13 protein-coding genes are annotated in these 14,817 nt (G+C 71.9%); 8 read left to right on the top strand and 5 right to left on the bottom strand.

From position 1 onward, the window contains the following. Positions 1–131: 131 nt before the first annotated feature. The 4 genes from OHN19_RS19700 to OHN19_RS19685 all read left to right on the top strand — a co-directional run bounded on the left by OHN19_RS19700 (position 132) and on the right by OHN19_RS19685 (position 4,640). Positions 132–1,409 (top strand): aspartate kinase, encoded by a 1,278-nt coding sequence (locus tag OHN19_RS19700; RefSeq protein WP_330265447.1) that lies wholly within the window; start codon positions 132–134, stop codon positions 1,407–1,409. Then, positions 1,406–2,458 carry an aspartate-semialdehyde dehydrogenase gene (locus OHN19_RS19695; protein WP_330265446.1) on the top strand — a complete coding sequence of 351 codons (1,053 nt, stop codon included), beginning with the start codon at positions 1,406–1,408 and terminating at the stop codon, positions 2,456–2,458. Before OHN19_RS19700 ends, OHN19_RS19695 begins: the two co-directional genes overlap by 4 nt. Before the next feature lie 395 nt (positions 2,459–2,853). Beyond that, positions 2,854–3,510: a SigE family RNA polymerase sigma factor gene (locus tag OHN19_RS19690; RefSeq protein ID WP_330265445.1), complete on the top strand. Its 657-nt coding sequence runs from the start codon at positions 2,854–2,856 to the stop codon at positions 3,508–3,510. Between the two features lie 107 nt (positions 3,511–3,617). Continuing rightward, complete coding sequence (locus OHN19_RS19685; protein WP_330265444.1) at positions 3,618–4,640, top strand: hypothetical protein; 1,023 nt, start codon at positions 3,618–3,620, stop codon at positions 4,638–4,640. A gap of 56 nt (positions 4,641–4,696) precedes the next feature. Here the strand turns inward: OHN19_RS19685 and OHN19_RS19680 are convergent, their stop codons facing one another. Together OHN19_RS19680 and OHN19_RS19675 are read right to left on the bottom strand one after the other, a co-directional pair. After that, positions 4,697–5,542, bottom strand: coding sequence for an SURF1 family protein (locus OHN19_RS19680; RefSeq protein ID WP_330265443.1), 846 nt, complete (start codon positions 5,540–5,542; stop codon positions 4,697–4,699). Positions 5,543–5,585: 43 nt separating this feature from the next. Then, complete coding sequence (locus tag OHN19_RS19675; RefSeq protein WP_330265442.1) at positions 5,586–5,960, bottom strand: nuclear transport factor 2 family protein; 375 nt, start codon at positions 5,958–5,960, stop codon at positions 5,586–5,588. 152 nt (positions 5,961–6,112) lie between these two features. Between OHN19_RS19675 and OHN19_RS19670 the strand changes: the two genes are divergently transcribed. Next, a complete protein-coding gene (locus OHN19_RS19670) occupies positions 6,113–7,927 on the top strand; it encodes a prolyl oligopeptidase family serine peptidase (RefSeq protein ID WP_330265441.1) in 1,815 nt (604 codons plus the stop codon). Positions 7,928–8,130: 203 nt separating this feature from the next. Here the strand turns inward: OHN19_RS19670 and OHN19_RS19665 are convergent, their stop codons facing one another. Next, on the bottom strand, positions 8,131–9,981 hold the full coding sequence (locus tag OHN19_RS19665) for an NAD-binding protein (RefSeq protein ID WP_330269654.1): 1,851 nt from the start codon (positions 9,979–9,981) through the stop codon (positions 8,131–8,133). A gap of 219 nt (positions 9,982–10,200) precedes the next feature. Between OHN19_RS19665 and OHN19_RS19660 the strand changes: the two genes are divergently transcribed. Both OHN19_RS19660 and OHN19_RS19655 read left to right on the top strand, forming a co-directional pair. Beyond that, the gene (locus tag OHN19_RS19660; RefSeq protein WP_330265440.1) at positions 10,201–11,247 is read left to right on the top strand and encodes a permease; all 1,047 of its coding nucleotides are present in this window, start codon (positions 10,201–10,203) and stop codon (positions 11,245–11,247) included. After that, a complete protein-coding gene (locus OHN19_RS19655; RefSeq protein WP_330265439.1) occupies positions 11,244–12,008 on the top strand; it encodes a TIGR03943 family putative permease subunit in 765 nt (254 codons plus the stop codon). The genes OHN19_RS19660 and OHN19_RS19655 overlap by 4 nt, the downstream gene beginning before the upstream one ends. Positions 12,009–12,011: 3 nt before the next feature. Here OHN19_RS19655 and OHN19_RS19650 read toward each other — a convergent pair whose 3' ends face one another. After that, complete coding sequence (locus OHN19_RS19650) at positions 12,012–12,434, bottom strand: TetR family transcriptional regulator (RefSeq protein WP_391195762.1); 423 nt, start codon at positions 12,432–12,434, stop codon at positions 12,012–12,014. Positions 12,435–12,642: 208 nt separating this feature from the next. Here OHN19_RS19650 and OHN19_RS19640 point away from each other — a divergent pair, with 208 nt between their 5' ends. Beyond that, on the top strand, positions 12,643–13,878 hold the full coding sequence (locus OHN19_RS19640) for an amidohydrolase family protein (protein ID WP_330265437.1): 1,236 nt from the start codon (positions 12,643–12,645) through the stop codon (positions 13,876–13,878). 58 nt (positions 13,879–13,936) lie between these two features. On the opposite strand, the gene OHN19_RS19635 is transcribed toward OHN19_RS19640, so the two are convergent. Beyond that, complete coding sequence (locus OHN19_RS19635) at positions 13,937–14,680, bottom strand: glycosyltransferase family 2 protein (protein WP_330265436.1); 744 nt, start codon at positions 14,678–14,680, stop codon at positions 13,937–13,939. Positions 14,681–14,817 lie beyond the last annotated feature (137 nt).

Genomic DNA, 14,817 nt, shown 5'->3' with positions numbered 1-14,817 from the left:
ACTTTTCCCCAGGTCCCGAATTGGGCATGCGCTGACCTGGGCGTCCGAATCTCACGATGCGATACCGCAGAGGTGGAAACCGGACGCTCGTTAAACTGAGCCGACACAAACGGACTGAGCGAGGAGCGCACGTGGGCCTTGTCGTGCAGAAGTACGGAGGCTCCTCCGTAGCCGATGCCGAGGGCATCAAGCGCGTCGCCAAGCGAATCGTCGAAGCGAAGAAGAACGGCCACCAGGTCGTCGTCGTCGTTTCCGCGATGGGCGACACGACGGACGAGCTGATCGATCTCGCCGAGCAGGTATCACCCATGCCTGCCGGGCGTGAGTTCGACATGCTGCTGACCGCCGGAGAGCGGATCTCCATGGCCCTGCTGGCCATGGCGATCAAAAACCTGGGCCACGAGGCCCAGTCCTTCACCGGCAGCCAGGCAGGCGTCATCACCGACTCGGTCCACAACAAAGCCCGGATCATCGACGTCACGCCGGGCCGTATCCGTACGGCCCTGGACGAGGGCAACATCGCCATCGTCGCCGGCTTCCAGGGCGTCAGCCAGGACAAGAAGGACATCACCACGCTCGGCCGCGGCGGTTCCGACACGACCGCCGTCGCGCTGGCCGCCGCCCTCGACGCCGAGGTCTGCGAGATCTACACCGACGTCGACGGCGTGTTCACCGCCGACCCGCGCGTGGTGAAGAAGGCGAAGAAGATCGACTGGATCTCCTTCGAGGACATGCTGGAGCTCGCCGCCTCCGGTTCGAAGGTGCTGCTCCACCGCTGCGTGGAGTACGCGCGCCGCTACAACATCCCGATCCACGTCCGGTCCAGCTTCAGCGGGCTGCAGGGCACCTGGGTCAGCAGTGAGCCGATCGAGCAAGGGGACAAGCAGGTGGAGCAGGCCATCATCTCCGGTGTCGCGCACGACACCTCCGAGGCCAAGATCACGGTCGTCGGCGTGCCGGACAAGCCGGGTGAGGCCGCGGTGATCTTCCGTACGATCGCGGACGCCGAGATCAACATCGACATGATCGTGCAGAACGTCTCCGCCGCCTCCACCGGGCTGACGGACATCTCCTTCACCCTTCCCAAGGCCGAGGGCCGCAAGGCCATCGACGCCCTGGAGAAGAACAAGTCCGGCATCGGCTTCGACTCGCTGCGCTACGACGACCAGATCGGCAAGATCTCCCTGGTCGGCGCGGGCATGAAGACCAACCCGGGCGTCACGGCCGACTTCTTCACCGCCCTGTCCGACGCCGGCGTGAACATCGAGCTGATCTCGACCTCCGAGATCCGCATCTCGGTCGTCACCCGCGCCGACGACGTCAACGAAGCCGTCCGCGCCGTCCACAGCGCCTTCGGCCTCGACTCCGACAGCGACGAGGCCGTGGTCTACGGCGGCACCGGCCGATGACCGCACGTCCGACGCTCGCGGTCGTGGGGGCGACCGGGGCCGTCGGCACCGTCATGCTCCAGATCCTGTCCCAGCACGCGGACATCTGGGGCGAGATCCGGCTCATCGCCTCTCCCCGCTCGGCCGGCCGCAAGCTGGCCGTGCGGGGGGAGCAGGTCGAGGTGGTGGCCCTGTCGGAGGAGGCCTTCGACGGGGTCGACGTCGCCATGTTCGACGTACCCGACGAGGTGGCCGCCCAGTGGGCGCCGGTCGCCGCCGCGCGCGGTGCCGTCGTGGTGGACAACTCCGGCGCGTTCCGGATGGACTCCGACGTGCCCCTCGTCGTCCCCGAGGTCAATCCGCACGCGGCCCGGATGCGGCCGCGCGGGATCATCGCCAACCCCAACTGCACGACCCTGTCCATGATCGTGGCCCTGGGCGCGCTGCACGCCGAGTTCGGGCTGCGGGAGCTGGTGGTGTCCAGCTACCAGGCGGTCAGCGGGGCCGGGCGGGCCGGCGTGGACACCCTGCGCCAGCAGCTGTCCCTGGTCGCCGGCACCGAGCTCGGCACCCACCCCGGCGATGTGCGGCGGGCCGTCGGCGACAACACCGGGCCGTTCCCGGAGCCGGTCGCGCTGAACGTCGTACCGTGGGCCGGGTCGCTGCGCGAGGACGGCTGGTCCTCTGAGGAGATGAAGGTGCGGGACGAGACCCGCAAGATCCTCGGACTGCCCGCGCTGCCGGTCGCCGTGACCTGTGTGCGGGTCCCGGTCGTCACCGTGCACTCCCTCACCGTCCACGCCCGCTTCGAGGGCGAGGTCACCGTCCGCAAGGCGCGCGAGATCCTCGCGACCGCACCCGGGGTCGTCCTCTTCGACGACCCGGAGGCCGGGGAGTTCCCCACCCCCGCCGATGTCGTGGGCACCGACCCCACCTGGGTCGGCCGGGTCCGGCGCGCCCTCGACGACCCCACGGCGCTCGAACTCTTCGTGTGCGGGGACAACCTGCGCAAGGGCGCCGCCCTCAACACCGCCCAGATCGCGGAGCTGGTGGCGGCCGAGTTCGGGTGACGATCGTCCTGCGTACGGCCGCTTCCGCCGCGCCGGGTCCCGCCTACGCAGTTGTGCCTACGCAAAAAGTCCTGGCCATGGCCAGAACGCTTTGTAGGATCTATGGGCGACATGTGGTGCGGGTAATGGTCCGTACCACTTGATCCCGGCGCTTCGGCGTCCGAAGATTTTCCTCCCCGCTCTCCGCAACCGCGCGGAGGGCGGGGAGCGTCTTTGCGAACGCCCTTTCAGGGGGCGTGGGGATGCGGTACGAGGCGTGGGGACGCCTCGGTCATTCAGGACACAGGGGAAGAGCGGGTAGGCATGAGCGCGTTTGACGCACGGTCAGTTGTGCTGCCTGAGAGAAGACGGACAGCGGCGTACAACCCTCACGGGGGTGAGCGTGTCCAACTGGCGTGGCTCAGGTACTCGACTTCCCGGCCGCGCCGAGCGGCGCGGCCGTCCTCCGGCCCCGCAGGCCCGGGGCGCCCGGTGGCATGCCGGTGATCGCGCCCATGCCCGCAGCGCGGCCCACCCGCATACCCAGTCAGCGTGACGGCGCCGAGGAAGCGGCGGCAGCCGGGACCACCGTCGACCACCTGACCGAGACCTACCGCGCGCACTACCGCTCGCTGCTGGGTCTCGCCGCCCTCCTGCTCGACGACACCGCCTCCTGCGAGGACGTCGTCCAGGAGGCCTTCATCCGCGTCCACTCGGCACGCAAACGCGTCCGCGACCCCGAGAAGACGCTCGCGTACCTGCGTCAGACGGTCGTCAACCTCTCCCGCTCGGCCCTGCGCCGGCGCATCCTCGGACTGAAGCTGCTGTCCAAGCCGATGCCCGACATGGCGAGCGCCGAGGAGGGGGCCTACGACCAGCTGGAGCGCGACTCGCTCATCAAGGCCATGAAGGGGCTTCAGCGCCGCCAGCGCGAGGTCCTGGTCCTGCGCTACTTCGCGGACATGACCGAGGCCCAGGTCGCCGACACGCTCGGCATCTCACTGGGCTCCGTCAAGGCGTACGGCTCCCGGGGGATCGCCGCGCTGCGCGTCGCCATGGAGGCGCCGGCATGAGCGGCGGGAGTGGCTCCGACGAACGGCGACACGAACCCTACGAGTGGCACGAGCCGACGTGGGTGGGCAAGCAAGAGCACAACCAATCGCACGCTGGGAACGGAACTGTGAATCACGGCCCCGACGATCTGAGCTCCACGGGGGAGTTCGACTCGGACGAGCTGGCACTGCGACGGATGCTTCAGCTGGCGGTCCAGGAGATGGAGCCGCGCGACGGCACCCTGGAGCATCTGCGCAAGGCGGTCCCCGCCCGACGGGCACGCAAGCGGCAGGCCCTGGTGGGCATGGCCGCCGCGGCCCTGTTCATCGGCACCGCCATCCCCGCCGTCGTGCACGTCTCCTCCACCGACACCAGTGCCAACACCTCCAACGCCGGGCACACCTCCCAGATGCAGGGCGGCGCGAGCCAGGGCAAGCAGGAGGAGGGCGGCGAGTCCACCTCCGGCGGCTCCGCCGGCAAGACGGAGGACAAGGGCAAGGGCGAGACCAAGGGCGACGAGAAGGGCAAGACCGCGGGCGCGAGCTCCGGTGCCAGCAGTGGCGCCGACCCGTCCGCCACGTCCGCCGCGAGCACCCCGGCCTGTACGGCCGCGCAGCTGGGCACGCCCACCGCGACCACCGCCGCGCCCGACGCCTCCGGCACGGTCTACGGCAGCTTCCACGTCACGAACGGCTCCACCGCCGCCTGCACGGTCACCGGTCCCGGCATCGTGACCCCGAGCGCGCAGGGCGCGGCCGACGCGAGCAAGATCGGTGCCCTCCGGCATGTCTCCGGTGACCCGGCGACCGGGCTGCCCGACCCGGCGGCCGAGGTCTCCCAGCTGTTGCTCCAGCCGGGCTCCTCCTACGACGTGAAGTTCGCCTGGGTGCCGTCCGAGACCTGCCCCACCACGGATCCCTCGACCGACCCCACCCCCGATCCCACGTCCTCCCCGGACACCTCCACCAGCGAGGGTTCCTCGACCGGCGGCGACACCGGCACCTCCACCCAGCTCATGACCGACGGCACGGCCGACGGCAGCGTCCTGGTGACCAACACGGCGCAGGCGGGCGGCCCGTCGGTGTCCACGACGGTGCCCAACGCGTGCGCGGGGACCGTGTACTGGACGGGTGTGCTGACGTCGTCGTGACGGCGTGCGGGAGACCGCGCGCCGGGGTACGGCGGGCGTGACGGCGAAGGCGCTGCTCAGGCGGGCGTCTTCGCCTGGGGCTGGTCCTGCTGTCCCCGGTCCTGCCGGCCCTGGCTCCGCGGGCCCTGTTCCGGCTGGTCGTCGTCCGGGACGATCCCCAGTTCCGCGTCCCGGATGAACTCCACCTCGCGGCGCACCAGCCGGAACCACATGAAGACCACGAAGCCGGCGAAGACGAACCACTCGCCGGTGTAGCCGAGGTTCTGGAACGCCTTCAGGTCCAGCCCGCTGTCGGCGGGCGCGGTCGCCGGTACGGCCTTCATCCCGGAGTCACCGGTGTTCAGGGTGACCCACGCGTCGTACACGTCGTAGGGCACGAGGTTGATCAGCGAGGCCGCGCTGATCGCCGCGGTCTGCCCGGCCGGGAGCCCGCCCCGCGCACTGACGCCGTTGTCCCCCGGGGTCTCGGAGGCCTGGAGCGCGCCGGTGACGGTGACCTCGCCCTTAGGCGGGGCCGGGACCTTCGCCGGATCGGGGGTGCCCGGCAGCCAGCCGCGCACCACGGGCAGGGCCTCGCCGCCGTCGGTGCGCAGCAGGGTCAGGACGTAGTACCCCTCGCGGTCGCCCAGCTGCCGGTCGGGGACTAGCAGCTGCTTGTCGTACCGGCCGGTCGCGGTGGCCTGCTTGCCGGAGGTCGCCTTGTCCACCGGCAGCAGCTCGGCCAGCGGCCGCGGGGCCTCCCGCACGTCCGTGACGACCTGCTTCTCGGCCTCGCGGCTCTCCGTCATCCGGTCCTCGAACCGGCTCAGCTGCCATGACCCCATGAAGATGCAGAACGGGATGGCGAGCAGGACGAAGACGTTGATGCCGAACCAGCGGGGCGTCAGCAGAAACCGGTACACACCCCCACGGTACGGGGACGCCCCGGGCGACCGGGGCGCGGGGTCAGTACCGCTCGGTCAGGTGGTCCCGGCCGGCCGGGGGTTCGTACGGCTCCGGCCAGAAGTCGGTGACCGCGGATATACGGCCGCTCCCGTCACCGGTGAAGAACGAGATGCCGTACATCTCCTCCAGCCCCACCGTGACGTGGACCCAGGTGACCACCTGCTCCGGTTCGGCGACCATCCGCTCGATCCGCAGGTGCCAGTCGCCCGGGTACTCCCGGTTGAACTCGACGTACCGCTCCCGGCCGCTGACGCGCTCGCGGGTCTGCGGCAGGGTGTAGACGACGTCCTCGGCGAGGGTGTCCGCGAACGCGCTCCAGTCGCGGGCCTCGGCGAAGGCCCAGAAACTCTCCACGGTCTTGCGCAGATCGGTCATGCGGACGAGTCTGCACCCCGCCACTGACAATCGACCCGGGAGCGGGCTTCCGGGCCTGGTGGGAAGGGGTCCGGGTAAGCGGCCGGTAGAAGTTTTCCACAGGCTGGGGACCTCGTCTGCGGATTGTCTGTGAGGGCAGGCAGTATGGGGTCATGACTGAGAGCAACGGGTCCGCCGCGGCCGAGCGGATCAACGAGATGCCGGACTGGGAGAAGCGCTTCCGGGCGCCCCGGGTGTCCCTGCCGGACTGGGCGGAGGACGCCCCGGACCGTTCCTTGTTCGTGTCCAACGCCACCGGGACCTACGAGCTGTACGCCTGGGACAGGGCCACGGGCGAGCAGCGCCAGGTGACGGACCGGCCCAACGGCACCACGGACGGCGTGCTCTCCCCGGACGGCGCCTGGATCTGGTGGTTCGACGACAAGGACGGCGACGAGTTCGGCGTCTGGCGCCGCCAGCCCTTCGAGGGCGGACCGGACGAGCCCGCCGCGCCGGGCCTGGAGGCCTCCTACCCCGCGGGCCTGGCCCTGGGCCGGGACGGCCGTACGGCGGTCGTCGGCCGCTCCACCGACGACGAGGGCACCTCCATCCATCTCGTGCGGACCGGCGAGGAGCCGGTGGAGATCTACCGGCACCGCGAGTCGGCGGGCGTCGGCGACCTCTCCCACGACGGCTCGCTGATCGCCGTCGAGCACACCGAGCACGGCGACGCGATGCACTCGGCCCTGCGCGTGGTCCGCCCGGACGGCACGGCGGTCGCCGAACTCGACGACACCAAGGGCGGCGCCGAGGAGCTCGGCCTGGAGGTCCTGGGCTTCGCGCCGGTCGTCGGCGACACCCGGCTGCTCGTCGGACACCAGCGGCGCGGTCGCTGGGAGCCGCTGGTGTGGGACGTGGCCACCTCCGAGGAGACCGACCTGGACCTGGACCTGCCCGGTGACGTGGGCGCCGAGTGGTACCCGGACGGCACCGGTCTGCTCATCGTGCACAGCTTCGAGGCACGCAGCGAGCTCTTCCGGTACGACCTGGCGAGCGGCCGGCTCGAGAAGGTCCCGACCCCGCCCGGCTCGGTCTCCGGGGCGACGGCCCGCCCCGACGGCAGCGTGGAGTACCTGTGGTCCTCGGCCGCCGAGCCGTCGGCGGTGCGCTCGACGACGGGTGAGGTGGTGCTCGACCCGCCGGGCCTGAAGTCCCCCGGCTCGGTGCCGGTGGAGGACGTGTGGGTGCAGGGCCCGGGCGGCCGTATCCACGCCCTGGTGCAGAAGCCGGCGGGGGCGACGGGACCGCTGCCGACGGTCTTCGACATCCACGGCGGTCCGACCTGGCACGACAGCGACTCCTTCGCGGCCGGTCCCGCGGCCTGGGTGGACCACGGGTACGCGGTCGTGCGGGTCAACTACCGCGGCTCCACGGGGTACGGGCGGGAGTGGACCGACGCGCTCAAGCACCGGGTCGGCCTGATCGAGCTGGAGGACATCGCGGCGGTGCGGGAATGGGCGATCACGTCCGGCCTCGCCGACCCCGACCGGCTGATCCTCACGGGCGGCTCCTGGGGCGGCTACCTCACCCTCCTCGGCCTGGGCACCCAGCCGGACGCGTGGGCGCTGGGCATCGCGGCGGTGCCGGTCGCGGACTACGTCACGGCGTTCCACGACGAGATGGAGGCGCTGAAGGCGATGGACCGGACGCTGCTGGGCGGCACGCCGGAGGAGGTGCCCGAGCGGTTCGAGGCGTCGTCGCCTCTGACGTACGTCGACCAGGTGAAGGCCCCCGTGTACATCTCGGCGGGTGTCAACGACCCCCGGTGCCCGATCCGCCAGGTCGACAACTACGTCAAGCGGCTGGAATCGCGGGGTGCGGTGCACGAGGTGTACCGGTACGACGCGGGCCACGGCTCACTCGTGGTGGACGAGCGGATCAAGCAGGTGAAGCTGGAACTGGACTTCGCGGCGAGGCATTTGGGGTAGCGGGGAGGAGTTTCGTCCGCGGGTGCGTGGGGGCTGGTCGCGCCCCGCGGCGGAGCCGCTTATGTCACAGCCCCGCGCCCCTGAGTGGGTGCAGTCGAAGTCGGCCGAGCGGTCCCCCCCGAGGGGCGCGGGGAACTGCGCGGCCCGCCCCCAACCGCCCGCAGTCGCACCACGACCCGACCCGGCACGACGCTCTCGCACACCTACGTTCCCGACCGCTCCCGGCCCCGCCGCCCCAGCAGCTCCGCCAACCCCCGCCGCGTGGCCGCCAGCACCACCCGGTCCGACGGCTGGAGCACATACGTGTCCGGCAGATCCCACGCCAGCCCGGGCGCGTCCCCCGACTCCTCCCGGGCCAGCACCCGCCACGACCCGGCCCGGAACGCCTCCCCGACCGTCTTCCCCTCCAGCTGGGGATGCCCGCCCACCTCCACCGCCGCGAACAGCAGCACCCGCCGCTCGACCGGGAACGCCCCCAGGATCTGCCGCCCCATCATCGCCCCGGCGAACGCGGGAGCCGCGAGATGCGACACGCTCCGGCTCCGCGTCGAGGCGGCCGGGTGGGCCGCCCGCAGGGTCCGGTACACCGCCGTCGCGAAGTCGTCGTCGTACAGCCGCAGCACCACCCGGAGATCGGGCCGCACGGCCCGCGCGTACAGCACGGCCTCCAGGTTCGTCGTGTCCGCGCTGGTCACCGCGAGCAGGGCGTGCGCGCGGTGGATCTTGGCCGCCTCCAGGACCCCTTCCTGGGTGACGTCCCCGAGCACCACCGGCACCCGCAGCCGGCGGGCCGTGGCCAGTCCCCGGGCCTCGGGGTCGGACTCGACGCAGACCACGGGGATGTTCAGCTCCCGCAGCCGCGTCAGCACCCGGGTGCCGATCTTGCCGAGACCGAGGAGCACCACGTGTCCGCCGAGGCCACGGGGCGGTTTGCGCAGGGAGGACACCGTGCGGAAGGTTCCGAGCGCCTCCAGGACGGCGGCGAGGAGCACCGGGAGGAGGAGCAGTCCGGCGAGTCCGGACAGGAGTTGCAGGATCTGCCGGCCGACGGACTCCCCGATCGCGGGGTCGTCGATCGCGAACAGATCGAGGAGGGTCAGATAGAAGGCGCGCAGGGGATGGATCCCGGTCACCAGCCACAGCGCGACGGCCAGCGCGACCACGCACCCCACCATTCCGGCCAGCGACCACCGCAGCCGGCGCGAGAACAGCGAGGCGAACCAGGGCATCACGCCCCGCCCGTCGGGCAGCGCGGGCCCGGCGTACGAGACCTGCTCCAGCACTACGGTGGCCCGTCCGCCGCCGTCCCGTACGGCTGCCGCGTCCGGCAGCAGTGCCGGTCCCTGGTCGTCGGCGCGCCCCTGGCTGTCGGTCTGCGAGAGCAGGGCGAGCGTGGCGAGACCGGGACCGGCGCTCACCCCGGCCCCGGCGGGCGGCCGTTCGACCGCGCGCAGCAGCAGGCCGCCGGTCTGGAGGACCTTGCTGGTGCCGGTGAGGGCGGTGGCGGCCAGCGCGGGCGCGGCGGTGTCGGCGTCGGAGAGCACGGTGGTGGAGGCGTCGAAGCCGGTCCCGTCGGCCGGGCCGCCGGAGGCCAGCACGGCGGCCTGGTCGAGGAGTTCCTCGATGTGCTGGCCGAGGCGGCGGTTGTAGAGCCGCAGCACCAGCCGCAGCCGGGGGTTGAGGCGGCGGGCGGTGAGGGCGGCGCGGATGTTGGTCTCGTCGTCGTCGTACACGAGCGCGAGCGCGTCCGCGCGTTCCACGCCCGCCGCGGCGAGCGCGGCCTCGGTCGGCTCGGCGGCCTCCATCAGCCGTATGCCGCCCGGGGGTTCGCCGACGGCGGTGACGGCGCCGGTGCCGGCGCCGTTGCCGGTCAGGCCCGCGGCCGCGGTCACCACCCGGTCCAGCAGCGCGGACGCGGACCGGGCCCGCACCACCACCGGTGGCCGCACGGACCGTTCGGAGGCCGGTACGACGAGCGTGACCTGCTCGCCGTAGACCCCTCTGAGTTCGGCCGCCAGCCGGTGCGCGAGCCCGTCGTCGCCGCACACCACCATGTGCGCGGCCGCGTCGCCCGGCTGCCCTGGACCCTGGTTCGGAACGCTCCCCACGAGGGAGAAGACTGCCCTACCGGGACGGGTGGTGCCACGTACGGCAGGTGAGGAGCCTCTCTGCCAAGAATTCCCCAAACCGCCGCGCACGCTGAGCAAAGGGACCTTCCCTGTCGTACGCACCAGGAGGGAAACCAGCACCTCACCACCGGAGGGATCCCGGCCGTGGCCGTCACCAAAGCACCCCCGCCCACGCGGGACACCGGCGAGGACCGGCGCCCGGCAGCACCCGAGGCGCCGGCCCCGGCGCCGGACCCGGAGGCGCGGCGGCTCAACTCCCCTCTCGCGCTGACCCTGTTGATGCTCCTGGTGGTGCTCTGCCAGGGTCCGATCCGGGCGGCGCTGGGCGCGCCGGTGATGCAGAGCTGGATGACGGTGTTCGTCGCCGTGCTCGTGCAGGCGCTGCCCTTCCTGGTGCTCGGGGTGCTGCTGTCGGCGGCGATCGCGGTGTTCGTGCCGCCGTCCTTCTTCGCCCGCGCGCTGCCGAGCAACCCGGTCCTCGCGGTGCCGGTGGCGGGGGCGGCGGGTGTGGTGCTGCCGGGCTGCGAATGCGCGTCCGTGCCGGTGGCGGGCGCGCTGGTGCGGCGCGGTGTCACCCCGGCCGCGGCCCTCGCCTTCCTGCTCTCCGCCCCGGCGATCAACCCGATCGTGCTGACCGCGACCGCCGTGGCCTTCCCCCGGGACCCGGAGATGGTCGTGGCCCGGCTCGTCGCGAGCCTGCTGGTGGCCTGCGCGATGGGCTGGCTGTGGCTGCGCCTCGGCCGCACCGATCTGCTGAAGCCGCCGACCCGGCACGCGTACGAGGGGCAGGGCAAGGGCGCCGCCTTCTGGGGCTCGGTGCGGCACGACGTGATGCACGCGGGCGGCTTCCTGGTCGTCGGCGCGATGGCGGCGGCGACCCTGAAGGCGGTGGTCCCGCAGACGTGGCTGCGTACGGCGGCGGAGAACCCGGTGATCGCGGTGCTGGCCCTGGCCGCGCTCGCCGTGGTGCTGTCGATCTGCTCGGAGGCGGACGCCTTCGTGGCCGCCTCCCTCACCCAGTTCTCACTGACCGCGCGGCTGACCTTCCTGGTCGTCGGCCCGATGATCGACCTGAAGCTGTTCGCGATGCAGACCGGCACCTTCGGCCGCGCCTTCGCGCTGCGCTTCGCCCCCGCCACCCTCGCCCTGGCGATCGTGGTGTCGGTGCTGACCGGGTGGGTGATGCTGTGAACCGGCAGGCGCAGTCCGCGGTCCTGTTCGTCCTCGGCGCGGCCCTCCTGCACGCGGGCCTCACCGACCTCTACCTCCGCTACGTCAAGGCGGGGCTGCGTCCGCTGGTCCTCGCGGCCGGTGTCGTCCTCATCGCGACGGCCCTGGCGACGACCTGGTACGAGTGGCGCCACAAACGCCGGGCGGACAGCCTCGAGGGCCATGGCCACGAGAACCACGGCCCCGAGGACGACGACCACGGGGACCACTCCCACCGCGAACCCCGCGTCTCCTGGCTCCTCGTCCTCCCCCTCTTCGCCCTCATCCTCGTCGCCCCGCCCGCGCTCGGCTCCTACAGCGCGATGCGCACGGGCACGGCCCTCCAGCAGGCGTACGGCTACCAGAAGCTCCCCGCGAGCGGCCCGCTGCGTCTGGGCCTGGCCGACTACGCGGGCCGGGCGGTCTACGAGCACGGCCGGGGTCTCGCCGGGCGGCAGATCACCATCACCGGGTTCGTCGCCCTGGACCACTCCGGCGCCCCCTACCTGGTCCGCATGGCCCTCAACTGCTGCGCGGCGGACGCCCAGCCGGTCAAGGTCGGCCTCACCGGCCAGGTCCCGCCGGTCCTCAGGCCGGACGGCTGGCTCCAGGTCACCGGCACCTACACCGGCAAGCGGACCAAGGACTCGGTCAACGGCGGCCCGATCCCGTACCTCCGGGTCACCGCCGCGAAGCCGGTCCCGACCCCGTCCGACCCGTACGACGAGACCTGGAACAACTGACCGTCACGCGCCCCGGGTCGCCGCGAAGGCCTCGTCGAGCAGGGTGACGAGGTCGAGCCGCCCGTCGGAGTCGGTCCAGTGGGCCAGCGCGACGTTCAGGCAGTTCAGCGCGGCTCCGGCCAGGACGGTCTGGGCGAGGGTCGCCGGCCCCTCGGAGCCCGCGCGGTCGGCGAGGGCCGCGGCCAGGGCGGGCCGCCAGCTGTGCTGTTTCTCCAGGTGGCGGGCGCACAGGGACGGCGTGCCATAGACCAGCCGGGTGGTGGCGAGAGCGTCGGCCGGGTCCTGGTGGTACCGCACGATCACCGCGTCCAGGGCGTGTCGCAGCGCCGTCCAGGGGTCCTCGTCCGCCGGACGGGCCCGCAGCGCGTCGGCGACCCGCAGGTCCTGGCCCTCGAAGGCGCCCACCACGTTCACCCAGGCCGACACGGCGATGTACGGCGCGGCGGCGACGGAACGTCACTGGGAGGCGCTGCTCGACCTGTTCGCCCGGCGGCTCACCGGTTGACCACCGTGAGCGGGCGTGCGCGGTGGTGGCCGCCGCGCCCCGCTGAACCCCACAAGCCCTTGCCGTCGTAGGACCCTCCCCCTAGCCTGCAATCTGACGACCCATCAGATATCGGCTAGGGGGCAGGCAATGGCCGTCACCAGCGAAAGCGGAACCGGACCCGGACCGGGCACCAGGGACATCCCCAGAGTCATCAGCGTGGACGACCACGTGATCGAACCCGCCCACCTCTTCGAGACCTGGCTCCCGGCCAGGTACCGGGACCGGGGGCCGAAGCCGCTCACCGCCGGCATCGGGGAACTCGCGTACGTCGGCGGGAAGTACCGGTTCACCACCGATCCGGAAGGCCAGCTCACGGACTGGTGGGAGTACGAGGGCCTGCTCTTCCCGTACAAGCGGATCATCGCGGCCGTCGGCTTCTCGCGGGACGAGATGACCCTCGACGGGATCACCCGCGAGCAGATGCGGCGCGGCTGCTGGGACCCCAAGGCCCGGATCGAGGACATGGAGATGAACCATGTCGAGGCCTCCCTCTGCTTCCCCACCTTCCCGCGGTTCTGCGGGCAGACCTTCGCCGAGGCCAAGGACAAGGAGGTCGGGCTCGCCTGTGTGCGCGCCTACAACGACTGGATGGTCGAGGAGTGGTGCGGGGACAGCGGGGGCCGGCTCATCCCGCTGTGCCTGATCCCGCTGTGGGACGTCGACCTCGCGGTCGCGGAGATCCGCCGCAACGCCGAACGGGGCGTCAGGGCCGTCACCTTCAGCGAGATCCCGACCTATCTGGGTCTGCCGTCGATCCACTCCGGCTACTGGGACCCGTTCTTCGCGGCCTGCGAGGAGACCGGCACGGTCGTCAACATGCACATCGGCAGCAGCTCCCAGATGCCGGCCGCCTCGCCCGACGCCCCGCCCGCCGTCCAGGCCTCCCTGTCCTTCAACAACGCCATGGCCTCGATGATGGACTTCCTGTTCAGCGGGGTGCTGGTGAAGTTCCCCCGCCTGAAACTGGCGTACAGCGAGGGCCAGATGGGCTGGATCCCGTACGCCCTGGAACGCGCCGACGACGTCTGGGAGGAGCACCGGGCCTGGGGCGGGGTCAGGGACCTGATCCCGGAGCCGCCGTCGACGTACTACTACCGGCAGATCTTCTGCTGCTTCTTCCGCGACCGGCACGGCATCGAGGCGATCGAGACCGTCGGCGTCGACAACGCGACCTTCGAGACCGACTACCCGCACGTGGACTCGACGTGGCCGCACACGAAGAAGGTCGCCGAGGAACACGTGGCCGGTCTCCCGGACGACGTGGTCTACAAGCTGATGCGGGGCAACGCGATCCGCATGCTGGACCTGGACTTCGACCGGTAGCCGACCGGCACCGCACGGCGCGCGTGTCGGCGACCCCCTCCAGGGCCCAACCGCCGCTTCAGCGGCTCCAGTCCAGCGCGGCCAGTGCTCGTGCCCGTGCCTCCGTCACCGCGATCCGGGCCTTCAGTTCCGCCGCGTCCACATGCGCCGGTTGGCCGGTGACCTGGCCCTCCCACTGGCGGTACAGGAGGCCGGGTTCGGCGGTGAACCAGCCGGGGCTGACGGCATCCAGGGCCAGCAGCAGGCCGGTGTCCTCGGAGGCGGGCAGGGCCATCCAGCCGCCGAGGGCGAGCAGCAGCTCCCGGCGGACGAAGAGGGTGCCGGGGACGACCAGCGGTAAGGAGTGGGCCTTCCAGTGCGCGAGCAGCGCCCCGGAGGCGAGGGGGCCCTCGCCGGGATCGCCGGGAAAGGCGACCGTGGTGCCGTCCGGCAGTTGGTCCAGCGCGCGGGAGGTCGCCCAGCCGAGCGCGGGGTCGGCCTCCAGTGCGGCGAGGTCCCGGGCCAGGGCGCCCGGGGTGAGCAGGTCGTCGGCGTCCAGGACCTTCACGTACGGCCCCGTCGCGTGTGCGAGTGCGATCGTGCGGGCGACGCCCGGCCCGCCGGAGCGCCCCTGACGGAAGGTCACGCGGGGGTCGTCGGGGACGTACGGGTGCACCTCGTCCGTGCGTCCGTCCTCCTGTATCACCCAGCGCCATCCCCAGCCCTCGGGCAGTTCCTGTGCGCACACCGAGGCGTAGGCCTCGGGCAGGAAGCGGGCGGACGGGGCATGAACGGCCGTGATGATCGTTATGTGCACCGGCACAGCCTAAAACGTGCCCCGGACACGGAAAGACCCGACCGCTGGCGACGGGGGATGCACCAGCGGTCGGGCTGTGGCCAAGACTAACAAGGCAAATGGAACAGCGGGAGCGGACTGCTCAGCCGGGGGGAGAAGTTGTG

The sequence above is a fragment of the Streptomyces griseorubiginosus genome (assembly GCF_036345115.1).
Lineage (GTDB): Bacteria > Actinomycetota > Actinomycetes > Streptomycetales > Streptomycetaceae > Streptomyces > Streptomyces griseorubiginosus_C.
The sequence above is the reverse complement of the archived record's forward strand: the minus strand, read 5'-3'. Positions and strand labels throughout refer to the sequence as shown.

Excerpts from the sequence above, each read along its gene's own strand:
- OHN19_RS19695 (WP_330265446.1), top strand. The coding sequence starts at position 1,406 with ATGACCGCACGTCCGACGCTCGCGGTCGTGGGGGCGACCGGGGCCGTC.
- OHN19_RS19675 (WP_330265442.1), bottom strand. The coding sequence starts at position 5,960 with ATGACCGATCTGCGCAAGACCGTGGAGAGTTTCTGGGCCTTCGCCGAG.
- OHN19_RS19670 (WP_330265441.1), top strand. The coding sequence starts at position 6,113 with ATGACTGAGAGCAACGGGTCCGCCGCGGCCGAGCGGATCAACGAGATG.
- OHN19_RS19665 (WP_330269654.1), bottom strand. The coding sequence starts at position 9,981 with ATGGTGGTGTGCGGCGACGACGGGCTCGCGCACCGGCTGGCGGCCGAA.
- OHN19_RS19640 (WP_330265437.1), top strand. The coding sequence starts at position 12,643 with ATGGCCGTCACCAGCGAAAGCGGAACCGGACCCGGACCGGGCACCAGG.